The sequence below is a fragment of the Kineothrix alysoides genome, from assembly GCF_000732725.1.
Classification (GTDB): Bacteria; Bacillota; Clostridia; order Lachnospirales; family Lachnospiraceae; genus Kineothrix; species Kineothrix alysoides.
In genome coordinates, this window is sequence record NZ_JPNB01000002.1 from 732315 (window position 1) to 746199 (window position 13885).

Below are 13885 nucleotides of genomic sequence, written 5' to 3' on the forward strand. Positions count from 1 at the left end.
TCCACATATCTGTTAAGAGGACTATTCTACCAATTTGTGCTTTACAAACTGCATAAATGGAGGGGTTAATGAAAAATCAAAGTAAGGGGCAGGACACAAAAGAACATATCATTAAATGCAGTCGGGAATTGTTTTATGAATATGGATATCATGCTACAACAGCCCGCATGATTTCAAATCATTCGAATACAAATCTAGGTTTATTAAATTATTATTTTAAGGGAAAAATTGAAATCGGTGCTACCGTTTATTATGATATAAGGAATACATTTGACAAATTAATTTTACAAAACGAACCTGATTTATCTGAGATAGATTTGTTTTTATTTTCTAGTGCAGTTGAATTATACCTTTGTTTGGAAAATTCCAATTATGGTCGTTTTTTCCATGAAATTATATTTGAACCAACTGTACATTTTAGAACTCTTAACTATATTATCGGTGTGTTTACAAAACATGCTATCTATGAGGGAAGCGATGACTATCCTTATCTTGCCGGTGTAAGTGTTTCGGCAGTTAAGCCTGCTTTGGTTGAATCTTCCCTTTCTTTAGATAAGAAAGTGAAGATAGATACTTATATTGATTATTATTTACAACAACAATTACACTATTTTGGAATAGATACCGATTTATCTATCAACTACTTAAATATGTTAAAAAAGTATTATATCAATATTGCAGGTAATTTCACTCCAATTTTGGCTAAATTATTATAAAAATAGTTGGTGTCGGAATTATTCTCCACGCATGTCCGGATTTGCCATAATGTATTTAAGGTTGTTATCAAGACATACCTTGTCCGCAAGCGGCCAAAGTATGTTTATGCACACTCGCGCTGCTCGGCGCAGGATAGTATTGTTAAAATATTATACCTACATACAGGCGGAGATGGAAAAGAACGGATATATATGTATAAATGTATAATAACATTTTTGAACAAAAAAAATCCCCGTAAAATGAACATTTTCGGGGATTATAGGAGAGGCGTCTAACGGATTTGAACCGATGATCAGGGAGTTGCAGTCCCATGCCTTACCACTTGGCTAAGACGCCATACAATGTCTAATTATAACAAATCGATAAACCACAGTCAATTAACATCAACAAAAAATCGCATTGATTTGCTGTAACTTATCGACTAAAAATGACTCCGACGGGAATCGAACCCGTGTTACCGCCGTGAAAGGGCGGTGTCTTGACCGCTTGACCACGGAGCCTTATCTCTTTCCTATGGACTTTGCCACGGTCAGGTATTTCTACAAGTGTTCTTTACTTGTTACAGGTGTCTTCTACCTGTTACTCCCCGAGTAGGGCTCGAACCTACAACCCCGCGGTTAACAGCCGCGTGCTCTACCATTGAGCTATCGAGGAATCTGTTTCTTTAAGGGGCCATACCCTCAAAACCGAATACCAATGAGCTTCTTCCCTTTCAGGAATCCACCCTTACTTTCTCATATCTCTTTCATCCGTTTCTTTCTTGTCTCTTATGAGTGCTCTCTACTCACTAGGAGTATTTCCCACTCATCACCAGCCTTACAAGGATAAGCCCTCGACCGATTAGTACTTATCAGCTACACGCATTGCTGCGCTTCCACCTTAAGCCTATCTACCTCGTACTCTCCAAGGGGTCTTAACACGATTGCTCGTGGGGATATCTCATCTTGAGGGGGGCTTCACGCTTAGATGCCTTCAGCGTTTATCCCTGCCGGACTTGGCTACTCTGCCATAGGTCTGGTACCTAACAGATACACCAGCGGTCCGTCCATCCCGGTCCTCTCGTACTAAGGACAGCTCCTCTCAGATATCCTACGCCTGCGCCGGATAGGGACCGAACTGTCTCACGACGTTCTGAACCCAGCTCGCGTACCGCTTTAATGGGCGAACAGCCCAACCCTTGGGACCTACTACAGCCCCAGGATGCGATGAGCCGACATCGAGGTGCCAAACCACTCCGTCGATGTGAACTCTTGGGAGTGATAAGCCTGTTATCCCCAGGGTAGCTTTTATCCGTTGAGCGATGGCAATCCCACTTTATACCACCGGATCACTAAGTCCTAGTTTCCTACCTGCTCCACCCGTCGGTGTCGCAGTCAAGCTCCCTTATGCCTTTGCACTCTGCGAATGGTTTCCGACCATTCTGAGGGAACCTTTGAGCGCCTCCGATACCCTTTCGGAGGCGACCGCCCCAGTCAAACTCCCCGCCAGACATTGTCCCGGGGCCAGATTCATGGCCCTCGGTTAGAAATCCAATACTGCAAGGGTGGTATCCCAACATTGGCTCCATGGAAACTGGCGTCTCCACTTCATTGCCTCCCACCTATCCTGTACATACAGCATCGAATCCCAGTATCAAGCTGGAGTAAAGCTCCATGGGGTCTTTCCGTCCTGGCGCAGGTAACCAGCATCTTCACTGGTACTTCAATTTCACCGGGTGCATTGTCGAGACAGCGCTCAAATCATTACGCCTTTCGTGCGGGTCGGAACTTACCCGACAAGGAATTTCGCTACCTTAGGACCGTTATAGTTACGGCCGCCGTTTACTGGGGCTTAAATTCAAGGCTTCACACGAACAAGTTCGTGTTAACCTCTCCTCTTAACCTTCCAGCACCGGGCAGGCGTCAGCCCATATACTTCACCTTTCGGTTTTGCATAGACCTGTGTTTTTGCTAAACAGTTGCTTGAGCCTATTCTCTGCGGCCCCATTTCTGGGGCACCCCTTCTCCCGAAGTTACGGGGTCATTTTGCCGAGTTCCTTGACAATGCTTCTCCCGCCGGCCTTAGGATTCTCTCCTCATCCACCTGTGTCGGTTTACGGTACGGGTACATAATGAACAATAGCAGCTTTTCTTGGCACATGGCTTGCATGCTTCGCTACTTTATTTCGCTCCGCTTCACGCCTTTGGATTGAGAAAGGGATTTGCCTCTTTCTCTCCTACCTCGCTTGCACCGGTTTTTCCTTTCCCGGCTCATGCGCTCCACATGCGTCCCTACAGTTCTGTCATTATGCAGTACAGGAATCTCCACCTGTTGTCCATCGGCTACGCATTTCTGCCTCGCCTTAGGCCCCGACTTACCCAGAGCAGATCAGCTTTACTCTGGAATCCTTGGATATTCGGCCAAGAGGATTCTCACCTCTTTCTCGCTACTCATTCCGGCATTCTCTCTTCCTGACGCTCCACGGCTCCTTACGGTACCGCTTCCCTGCATCAGCAATGCTCCTCTACCAATCATACGAATGTATGATTCCTAAGCTTCGGTGTCGTGTTTCAGCCCCGGACATTTTCGGCGCAGGACCTCTCGACTAGTGAGCTATTACGCACTCTTTGAATGTGTGGCTGCTTCTGAGCCAACATCCTAGTTGTCTTTGAAATCCCACATCCTTTTCCACTTAACACGCACTTTGGGACCTTAGCTGTAGGTCTGGGCTCTTTCCCTTTTGACTGCCCAACTTATCTCGTGCAGTCTGACTCCCATATAACATCTTCACGGCATTCGGAGTTTGATAACCTTCGGTAAGCTTTGACGCCCCCTAGGGTATTCAGTGCTCTACCTCCGCAAGACTCTTTATGAGGCTAGCCCTAAAGCTATTTCGAGGAGAACCAGCTATCTCCGGGTTCGATTGGAATTTCTCCCCTATCCACACCTCATCGCCACCCTTTTCAACGGATGTGCGTTCGGTCCTCCATTGCCTTTTACGGCAACTTCAACCTGGACATGGATAGATCACCCGGTTTCGGGTCTGCACATACTGACTAAAAGTTAACTTAGTTAACTTGCGCCCTATTAAGGCTCGGTTTCCCTTCGGCTCCACACCTTAAGTGCTTAACCTTGCCAGTATGCACAACTCGCCGGACCGTTCTACAAAAAGTACGCGGTCCCACCTTAACGTGGTCCCACAGCTTGTAAACACAGGGTTTCAGGTTCTCTTTCACTCCCCTCCCGGGGTCCTTTTCACCTTTCCTTCACAGTACTATGCGCTATCGGTCACTGAGTAGTATTTAGCCTTACGGGGTGGTCCCCGCATATTCCCACAAGGTTTCTCGTGTCTCGTGGTACTCTGGATACCGCTCTGTCAGGTCTGGTTTCACGTACGGGGCTCTCACCCTCTCTGGCTGGTCTTTCCAGGACCATTCCGTTACCCTTCCTGAATCAGTTGATGCGGTCCGAACCCCGGAGTGCACGCACTCCGGTTTGGGCTCCTTCCGGTTCGCTCGCCGCTACTTCGGAAATCACTGTTGTTTTCTTCTCCTCCGGCTACTTAGATGTTTCAGTTCACCGGGTTCCCTTCCCTGCACTATGGATTCATGCAGGGATACATAAGGTCTTCTTATGTGGGTCTCCCCATTCAGATATCTGCGGATCGTAGGATATTTGCTCCTCCCCGCAGCTTTTCGCAGCTTATCACGTCTTTCTTCGGCTCTCAGTGCCAAGGCATCCACCCTGTGCTCTTTCTTGCTTAACCTCTTCTCGTCCCTCTAGCGTGAGGAACGCAGGCTGGTCTGCTTCTGCGAGCAGTCCCACTCTTACGAGTGTTCTTTACTCGTTCAGCGCCTGACTTTCGTCAGGCTTGTTGTCTCTAACATTTATAAATACAAGTGTAATACACTTGTTGGTCATCCTTTCGGATGGACCTCGGATGTCTTTGATACTTGATTGTTTTTCGGTATTCGGTTTTCAAGGTACGGTTCTTTTCCGGCAAGGAACAATGCTTGCTTCCTTCCCTTTTTCCGTCGCTTTCCTGTAACGATTGCAAGTATTCCTTACTCCGAAAGAGTCGTTCTTACTTGTTACAGTCCTTCGACGATGGAGACAGAGAGATTCGAACTCTCGACCCCCTGCTTGCAAGGCAGGTGCTCTCCCAACTGAGCTATGCCCCCGTAAATCTGGCAGCCACCTGCTCTCCCATGCCGTCTCCAGCATAGTACCATCGGCCGCTTAAGTCTTAACCTTCGTGTTCGGGATGAGAACGGGTGTCTCCCCTAAGCGCATCGCCACCAGAATCTTTTCTTAGCTTCCTTGACTTCTTCCCTTAAGCTCTCGCCCTCCAGGATATCATCTTTCTTAAGTGTCCTGAGTGTCCTATGAGTATTTTTTACTCATTACGAGTGTTCTCTACTCATTACGAGTGTTCTCTACTCGTTACGAGTGTTCTCTACTCGTTACGAGTGTTCTCTACTCGTTACTCATTCCACTTCCTTAACAGCTAAACAGTAATACAACCCTTACTTCTTCTTCCTTAGAAAGGAGGTGATCCAGCCGCACCTTCCGATACGGCTACCTTGTTACGACTTCACCCCAGTTATCAGACCTGCCTTCGGCTGCTCCTCCCCTTGCGGGTTAGGTCACAGACTTCGGGCATTTCCGACTCCCATGGTGTGACGGGCGGTGTGTACAAGACCCGGGAACGTATTCACCGCGACATTCTGATTCGCGATTACTAGCGATTCCAGCTTCATGTAGTCGAGTTGCAGACTACAATCCGAACTGAGACGTGTTTTTTGGGATTTGCTCCAGGTCACCCCTTCGCTTCCCTCTGTTCACGCCATTGTAGCACGTGTGTAGCCCAAATCATAAGGGGCATGATGATTTGACGTCATCCCCACCTTCCTCCGGGTTATCCCCGGCAGTCTCTCTAGAGTTCCCATCTTACTGCTGGCTACTAAAGATAAGGGTTGCGCTCGTTGCGGGACTTAACCCAACATCTCACGACACGAGCTGACGACAACCATGCACCACCTGTCTCCAATGCCCCGAAGGGAACATACATTACATATGCTGTCATTGGGATGTCAAGACTTGGTAAGGTTCTTCGCGTTGCTTCGAATTAAACCACATGCTCCACCGCTTGTGCGGGTCCCCGTCAATTCCTTTGAGTTTCATTCTTGCGAACGTACTCCCCAGGTGGATTACTTATTGCGTTTGCTGCGGCACCGAAGGTCTAATAGCCCCCGACACCTAGTAATCATCGTTTACGGCGTGGACTACCAGGGTATCTAATCCTGTTTGCTCCCCACGCTTTCGAGCCTCAACGTCAGTTACAGTCCAGTAAGCCGCCTTCGCCACTGGTGTTCCTCCTAATATCTACGCATTTCACCGCTACACTAGGAATTCCACTTACCTCTCCTGCACTCCAGCTGGACAGTTTCCAAAGCAGTCCCGGGGTTGAGCCCCGGGCTTTCACTTCAGACTTGCCCTGCCGTCTACGCTCCCTTTACACCCAGTAAATCCGGATAACGCTTGCCCCCTACGTATTACCGCGGCTGCTGGCACGTAGTTAGCCGGGGCTTCTTAGTCAGGTACCGTCATTTTCTTCCCTGCTGATAGAGCTTTACATACCGAAATACTTCTTCACTCACGCGGCGTCGCTGCATCAGGGTTTCCCCCATTGTGCAATATTCCCCACTGCTGCCTCCCGTAGGAGTTTGGGCCGTGTCTCAGTCCCAATGTGGCCGGTCACCCTCTCAGGCCGGCTACTGATCGTCGCCTTGGTAGGCCTCTACCCCACCAACTAGCTAATCAGACGCGGGTCCATCCTGTACCACCGGAGTTTTTCACACTGTCTCATGCGAGACCGTGCGCTTATGCGGTATTAGCACCTATTTCTAAGTGTTATCCCCCGGTACAGGGCAGGTTGCCCACGCGTTACTCACCCGTCCGCCACTAAGTAGCTAAGCTTCCATCCGAAGACTTCCGCTTAATTACTCCGTTCGACTTGCATGTGTTAGGCACGCCGCCAGCGTTCATCCTGAGCCAGGATCAAACTCTCATGTTGAAAAGTTCTCTCCGATCCAAGATTAACATTGGCTAATCTTTTCCCGTAGTCATCATCTTTGTTCCTTGCGGACTCCGATGCGAGTGTTCTCTACTCGTTACGACTTCTTTACTGTTTTTTTAGGTTGCATCCTTTCGGATGCCGTTCTCTGAATTTTCATTCATTTCCTGCTTCTTGCTCTTTCGAGCTGTGCAGGTATTTCAGAATTTTCAGGGTTGTATTACTGTTTACTTGTCAAGGTTCTGCTCGCTGCCGCTCTGTCATTCTTTGTCGGCAACGAAGATGAGTATATCATTACTGATATGGGATTGTCAACACATTTTTGGAAAAATCTTTAAGGATTTTTTACCGACTGTTTTTCTTCTATATATAATGGGTACAAAGCCCGGATTAAAGCCTATTAACTATAACGTGGCAATCCAATTGGCGATGTAATTTTTATTGTATACATTTATGAGGATTGTACTCTGGTGAGTCCATTCCATAACCTTTTCACCGAACTGTCCCGTCGGGAAGCTTCCGATAACGACATATAATATCCAGAACACTGCCAATACCTCTAAAGCACCCGCTGCCATTCCCAATAGTTTATTGATAAGATTAATGACCGGAAGCTTTGCAATGGTTTCCAGCGATTTCATCAATACACCTATTAGACGATACAGCATGCTAACCACAACTAACAGGACAATAGAAATTATTGTGGTCTTTGTATTTTTCTGCATAACGCTAGCAAAAAGCAGAAGTGCCATGGAAAGTACGACTAAAGCCATAAATAACGATACCAAACTGTTCACTTCTTTTGCAAATCCGTTTTTAAATCCCTTTAAAGCACGCCACAGCGCAAAAGCAATAAAAATTATTACTAATAAATTCACGTATTTCGCTCCTATTTCATTTCGATTATGTTCATCGCATCCTGAGTCATCATAATAAAGCGGTTCGTTTTTTCCGTAGGCGCAAATAAATAGGCTGTTTCTTCAAAAGGTGCCTTGAAGCGTTCCACTCCCTGCATATTGCTTACACTGTATTCCGTCTCGCCGTAAATAACAATATCACCCTTATCAAAAATAATGTCCTTGTATTCCATATCGAACTTTTTAGAGGTTACAAGCCTTCCTTCCGCATTGTAGACGTCCAATCGATATTTCGCATCGCCTTCCGTATCCAGAAACACTAAGCCCACGTATTGGTCACTGTAAAAAATACTCTGTACCTCTTCACCAAGGAGGTTCTCCGCCGCGCTTGTGGGCTTCTGATTCCCGGTAAAAAACATGATTCTATCATCTGCTACCGCAAAAACAGTACTTGAATTTATAAATTTGATAAAAGGCACCACCGTCCCCTGATAATCATAACCGCTGACAAACCGGTCTGAGGATTGGTTCTGTCCCACCTCTCCAAAATTGTGGAATGCTATAGAAGTCTTCATCATGCCGCTGTCCACATAAAAATAAGAAATGGCAAGCAGTTCTCCATTAGGGGAAATGCTCATGTCTATGGGATATCCCGACTTGTCCATAGTCGTTTCTGCCTTCACCAATATATTTCCCGCCGTATCGAACAGGTTAATTCTTGTAATATCCGCATCGTCCAATATCGCGGCAACCACACCGTTTCTTGCAACACAGAAATTCCGGATGGGCATATTGGTAGTTATTTCTCCCATGCTCCCCGTTTCGTTCATTACATATATTGTCCTGCCATTGTAATCTCCTATCGCAACTACAGAGCCATTCACATCCACCATGGGATTCTGCATCTCATAGGTCTGGTTCCACTGTACATTTCCTTTGCTGTTCATACAGTTAGCACCGTCCTTACTATAAGTAAGGATGCTCGTCCCCAAGGAGCAATAATAAGAACCTTCCACTTTTGAAATTGGAACAGAGCTGGTCACTATGCTCTCGCTGTAGGATCTGTTCTGCCAGCTTACCAAAAGAATCGCGGCAATGGCAGCTACCAGCAGGACTCCCAATAGAACTCTATAAAAAGTCGTCAGCTTATGGCTTCTTATTCTCTCTTTATAATTAATATTGCGGTTTCCGCTCTTTCTTTTTTCCTTGGAGCGCAAATATTCCCTGACATTTGCCATTATTATAACGATGCCCCTTTGCTGCTATTATTTGGAAACACTAAACCATGTGCTTTTTATTTTATCACACTTGCAGGACGGCTTCAATTATTTTAGTTTCCATATATCTTAACGGTTACGGTTCGTTACTGTTCACACAGTAGCTTAACACTTGCTGTTAAGCTACGTAAGAACGTGATGCAAGAGATGATTTCTGCTTCGCGAAGCGAATTTAAATGCAGAAATCATGCGTTACTGAGAACGGAGTGAACAGTAACTACGGTTCCTCCAGCGCTTCATTCATCTCTACCGCCGCTTCTTTGAACTCTTCCATCTTCTCAAAATTGTTGACCGTAGTTATCGCCATCGCGCATATGATAATAAAAATGCATATGACTACTGCACGGATAATATCATATACCGGCGATTCCGGCAATACCTCGGTCTGACTTAGTGCCACTAGCTCCGCCTGCGAAGAAGCGGCCTTCTCCTCTTCTTCTTTCTTTCCACTTTGTCTCGCATATGGCACCCTTTTCACTTCTTCTTCATAAGTAAGACCCAGATATTTTCCCATGACAGGTTCTTTCTCATAAAAAATATAATAACCCTCGATAGGTTGTCCTCCGTTGCCATCGCCGATCAGTATCCCCTCACACATACCTTCTGTATGCTTCCACATATCCGTATTCAGACAGCCAACCTCTTCGCATTCTGAAAAAAAGCTTTCTTTTTCAGCATTTCCCCTCATATCCCTTTTTTCTGCACCATATATGATATAAGTTTCCTCACAGGAATTTCTTTCTCTTTTTCCATATAAAACGATTCGCTCGTTTCCTTCCGTCTCCTCAATCTTGAACCGCTCTAAATAAGAGAGCACATAATCTTCTATATAAATTTTTCTTTTACCGTCTATTTTCCCAATTCTTTTGACAATTTCCGGCACTTTCATGGGCGCACCTCCTCATACTGGATGCGCCCATTATAGCACTGCCTTGCTCATATTTTTATCGGAATATGTCACGGTTTTTGAGACTTTTATCGACAAAGAACAGCACTAAATTTTCTATATTATCCTCTCCGCTTAAAAATGCCAGTAGTATTACAGAAATAACATCCGAGGTTAATATATCAATACCAGTTGTCAGATGACGAATTATCATAAAAATTCAACGGCAAATTGAGAAAATGGTGCGTTTAAATTACAGCAATTCCTCCCTATCAAATTGAAATTTAAAAACTACCATTTTACTATCGCTTTTGATAATTTTGCATCAATATCCATTCTTGTTTTCTTGCATTCGCTCGGATTTTGCCTCCCGGATTTAAATGCAAATCTAATTAACAAGCCGGAAACCAGTGGTATGATAGACTCAAGCATAGTCTGTGGAAAAACAAAATGTGTTCCGTACTTATAAAGCAACGATTGATATTGACTGTCATGGGCATAGGCTTCAAGTCTTTTTTCCATTCTTTTAATGTACTTACAGGTGTCCCACAGCACGTCGTCTTCAGCGCCTACAAAGATAATTTTGCCTTTAATATTCTCAACTTTTATTTTTTCTTCCTCGCTTACAGGATGCAGTCTTTCTGATTCACGAAACATTTCTCTGCTTGCAATAAAATTCCCACTCTCTTTTGATTCCTTTTTAATCATTTGCCAATATGTAGGATGACGATAGGCATACGGAAGATACGGCAAAGGCTTTCCTTTATATGAAACACTTGATTCATTTATACCCGGCCTTTCATGGGCACCATCAAGCCTATCCTGATAAAAGCCTTCCATAATAAAATCGCTCGGCGTTATAGCAATCGTTAATGTAATATCATGATAATATGACGCGGCAACCAAAGCCAGCATACCGGTAGTGGAGGCTCCGGCAATGCCAATTTTATTGTTCTCTTGTGTTTTAAGATATTGAATGGCTGCCTCGAATCTCTCTAAAGGATAATTATGATGACCATAGTCCTTCTTCGCAGGAGACATGGCCAATACATTACATCCCTGCTTCTGAAACCATTTCACACCTGAAACAGCCATTCTGTCATCAACAGCATCACCAAGCATCAGGATGATCGCTTTGTTGCTTTTTTCAATGTTAGGATAATATGCTCCATAAAACCCGTCTTTCTCTGTATCTAAAAATATTCTTTTCATGTTATCCCCTTTCAAATTCATATTTTCCTATGTGCAAGTCTTTGCTTCATAAATATAATGAGCAGTTACATGATCTGCGCAGTTTGCTCATCATGAACCAGACAGCCATATCGGAAATAAAGAGGAAATCCATTCCGATGCTTTGCGTCCGGTTTCAAAACCTATATAGCCTTTATAGCTGTAATGATAATCGATCTTCCATTGGTTTTCACCTATTTGTTTTTCCCGGAGAAGATATAGCAGATACGAGGTGTTTTCATGTGCCGCCAGCCGCCTTTTCCCCGCGATATAAATTAAGTCTGTAAGGGAAAGTGCATAGCTCTGGGGAAACATGATGTCCGTAATATGAGGACTGATTGGTCTGCCGTTCGATAGTCGCTGAAACATGTTATGCGCAAGCATATATCCTGTTCCCTGCATAAGGAGTCTTTCCACCTTCTGATTTTCGTGCTTAATACATTCCGAATAAGTTACTAGCGCACGGACCGTTTTGCCGATTCCGATATAGCATGGCGTTTTTCCAAGACAGCCGCCATGCTTGCAAACCTCTTTATAAGACCATGAAGTAGTTTGATTACGCTCAAAAAGCTGATATTGTTCTATCCAGCTTAAAGCTGCCTGTGCTTCTTTACTGGCAGCAAGCCCAAGCCGGCAATAGGCTTCTAACAGCATGGCATTGTAGCAGGGAACTATTTCTTCCACTCCACCTAGGCATGAAAAACCTTCTGCCGTGGCAATACTCCGATCTATATAGGCAATCATTTTTTGCATATAAGGCAGTCTTTCAATATGTGGGATTTCGCTCAGACCCATAATCCGAAAGGCAGCAAACAGAGGATGCTCTACAAAATCCGCTGTCAGCTTCCCGACTAATTTCGATTGACTCAGCAGACTCAAGATTTCTTCAGTCTTCAAATATTCGTTTTTTTCAGAAGCAATCCTCAAAACTAATGCGGAATCCATGTTACACCTCCTGGAAATTCGTTACTGAACATAATCATTATTATCTTATCAATATTAAAACCTGTTTAAGTAATTCTGTAAACCATCGACCAGCCTTCCAATATGTATCCCATCTACAAAGGAATGATGTACCTGAACAGAAAAAGGAAGAATCCATTTCTTATCCCTTTGAAAAAATTTCCCCCAATCAAACAGAGGTGTCGCATTATCTTTTTTCCCAGAGTTTGTATGCGAAATATGAGTATATGATACCCATGGAAGGGGAGAAAACTGAAACACATTATTACCTAATGGTCCAGTAAAATATTCCTTTTGATTTTCAGCTTTTTCTATGGCGGACATCATGTATTCTTCTAATGTATCCTGCATTTCTACATTAACGACCTTAAAAAGCTCGGTGTCTTTGTTCATATACGTAAAAGCCGTATCAATCTTATCATATAGTACTATCTGACCATCTACAAAGCGATATCGGAACTCTTCGATTTCGTTTGCGCATTTAGAAACAGCAAAAATTAACGCTATTGTAAACGAATACTCTAGTTCTTTAATTTTCTCTAAGAAGTTGCTTATATCCAACTCAAAAGTGACACAGTATGAGGGCTCAACGCTGTTCCTAAATATTTGACAATGCAATGCTCGTTTCCAGTTATTTTCATCAACTACTTCATAATTATCAGCCATTGATCATCTCTCCTCAATAAATGATTTCAATATTACTCATCAAGCAATTATTTAACTTCCAAAACGAAATAAATCCTCCAATAAAGATTATTTACAATTCATCAGTAATCGTTTGGCTATGCGCTAAACATCTATGATTTTCGTAAACATCCTTATTGGAGGACCAAGTTTGTATTATACTTCGAATTTGTAAACAGTGGTGGTATCGTATTCCCTGTCCGGCCCGAAAACCGCTGACGGGAAGGAGGGTTCGTTTGCCGTATCGGGATAATATTGAGTCTCCAGACATAAGCCATATCTTCTATTGTAAGTAATGCCGCCCTTTCCGGTATCCTTTGTCATAAAGTTGCCTGCATAGAATTGAACGCCCGGCAGATCTGTATAGGTTTCCATAATTCTTCCGCTGGAAGGCTCTTCCACGGTGGCAATATGACGCATAGTACCTTCTTCTCCACCCAATACCCAGTTGTGGTCATAACCGCCCGTAAGCTTAAGCTGTTCAAAATCGTCGTCGATTCTGTCTCCGATACGTCTGGGACTTGTGAAGTCCATAGGGGTTCCTGCCACGGGTGCGATTTCACCAGTGGGAATTGCTCCCTCCACTACCGGTGTATAATTGCCCGCATTTATGGTAAGCACATGGTCATAGATTTCGCCTGCGCCATGTCCGGCCAGGTTAAAATATGTATGATTCGTCATATTTATAATCGTATTCTTATCGCTGGTCGCATGATAGTGAATCCGCAGCTCGTTATCATCGGTAAGCGTATAGGTTACCGTTATCTTCTTATTTCCTGGAAATCCCAACTCTCCGTCCTTGGTCTCCAAAGATAAAGCAATACTGGTTTCTGTAGCCTCTGTCACATCCCACACTTTTTTATGATATCCCAGACTCGCATGGCTGTGCAGGTTATTCGGCCCGTCATTCATATCCAGCTTATAGGTCACACCCTCTAGTACGAAGGACGCTCCCGCTATACGGTTGGCATTCGGTCCTATCGTCGCTCCGTGATTGGGAGCATTGACAAAATAGCCTTCAAGGTCTCCATAGCCAAGAACCACATCTGCAAACTTTCCGTCTTTATCCGGTACACAGAGACTCTGGAGTATAGCACCGTAATTGATTATCTGTGCCTGCATTCCATTTTTATTCTCCAGGGAATAAAGATTAATTACCGTTCCGTCGTTCGTCTCTCCAAATCGCGTTGTTCTTATACCCATCCTAATTACCTCC

Annotated in this window: 8 protein-coding genes, 4 tRNA genes and 3 rRNA genes; 1 reads left to right on the plus strand and 14 read right to left on the minus strand. The window is 44.4% G+C overall.

Translation table 11 applies throughout. From position 1 onward, the window contains the following. Nucleotides 1–68: 68 nt before the first annotated feature. Nucleotides 69–716, plus strand: coding sequence for a TetR/AcrR family transcriptional regulator (locus tag CC90_RS0114250; protein WP_031391438.1), 648 nt, complete (start codon nucleotides 69–71; stop codon nucleotides 714–716). A gap of 266 nt (nucleotides 717–982) precedes the next feature. On the opposite strand, the gene CC90_RS0114255 is transcribed toward CC90_RS0114250, so the two are convergent. The 14 genes from CC90_RS0114255 to CC90_RS0114320 all read right to left on the minus strand — a co-directional run bounded on the left by CC90_RS0114255 (nucleotide 983) and on the right by CC90_RS0114320 (nucleotide 13872). Continuing rightward, nucleotides 983–1053 (minus strand) — tRNA-Cys (locus tag CC90_RS0114255). A gap of 92 nt (nucleotides 1054–1145) precedes the next feature. Continuing rightward, nucleotides 1146–1217 (minus strand) — tRNA-Glu (locus CC90_RS0114260). Between the two features lie 82 nt (nucleotides 1218–1299). Next, a tRNA-Asn gene (locus CC90_RS0114265) sits at nucleotides 1300–1371 on the minus strand. A gap of 166 nt (nucleotides 1372–1537) precedes the next feature. Beyond that, nucleotides 1538–4462 (minus strand): 23S ribosomal RNA (locus CC90_RS0114270). 342 nt (nucleotides 4463–4804) lie between these two features. After that, a tRNA-Ala gene (locus CC90_RS0114275) sits at nucleotides 4805–4877 on the minus strand. 4 nt (nucleotides 4878–4881) lie between these two features. Then, a 5S ribosomal RNA gene (gene rrf / locus CC90_RS0114280) occupies nucleotides 4882–4999 on the minus strand. Nucleotides 5000–5240: 241 nt separating this feature from the next. Further along, nucleotides 5241–6772: ribosomal RNA gene (locus tag CC90_RS0114285) — 16S ribosomal RNA — on the minus strand. The 16S, 23S and 5S rRNA genes sit together here with 4 tRNA genes alongside, the layout of an rRNA operon. A gap of 404 nt (nucleotides 6773–7176) precedes the next feature. After that, nucleotides 7177–7650 carry a CvpA family protein gene (locus tag CC90_RS0114290; protein ID WP_031391439.1) on the minus strand — a complete coding sequence of 158 codons (474 nt, stop codon included), beginning with the start codon at nucleotides 7648–7650 and terminating at the stop codon, nucleotides 7177–7179. 11 nt (nucleotides 7651–7661) lie between these two features. After that, nucleotides 7662–8867 carry a DUF5711 family protein gene (locus CC90_RS0114295; protein WP_031391440.1) on the minus strand — a complete coding sequence of 402 codons (1206 nt, stop codon included), beginning with the start codon at nucleotides 8865–8867 and terminating at the stop codon, nucleotides 7662–7664. Between the two features lie 256 nt (nucleotides 8868–9123). Continuing rightward, nucleotides 9124–9795: a hypothetical protein gene (locus tag CC90_RS0114300; protein WP_031391441.1), complete on the minus strand. Its 672-nt coding sequence runs from the start codon at nucleotides 9793–9795 to the stop codon at nucleotides 9124–9126. Between the two features lie 288 nt (nucleotides 9796–10083). Next, nucleotides 10084–11004, minus strand: coding sequence for an acyl-CoA thioester hydrolase/BAAT C-terminal domain-containing protein (locus tag CC90_RS0114305; protein WP_031391442.1), 921 nt, complete (start codon nucleotides 11002–11004; stop codon nucleotides 10084–10086). Nucleotides 11005–11094: 90 nt separating this feature from the next. Next, complete coding sequence (locus tag CC90_RS0114310; protein WP_031391443.1) at nucleotides 11095–11967, minus strand: hypothetical protein; 873 nt, start codon at nucleotides 11965–11967, stop codon at nucleotides 11095–11097. A 54-nt stretch (nucleotides 11968–12021) separates the two neighbouring features. Continuing rightward, the gene (locus CC90_RS0114315; RefSeq protein ID WP_031391444.1) at nucleotides 12022–12651 is read right to left on the minus strand and encodes a chloramphenicol acetyltransferase; all 630 of its coding nucleotides are present in this window, start codon (nucleotides 12649–12651) and stop codon (nucleotides 12022–12024) included. Between the two features lie 174 nt (nucleotides 12652–12825). Next, nucleotides 12826–13872, minus strand: a complete 1047-nt coding sequence (locus CC90_RS0114320) for an aldose epimerase family protein (RefSeq protein ID WP_031391445.1) — start codon at nucleotides 13870–13872, stop codon at nucleotides 12826–12828. Between the last annotated feature and the right edge of the window lie 13 nt (nucleotides 13873–13885).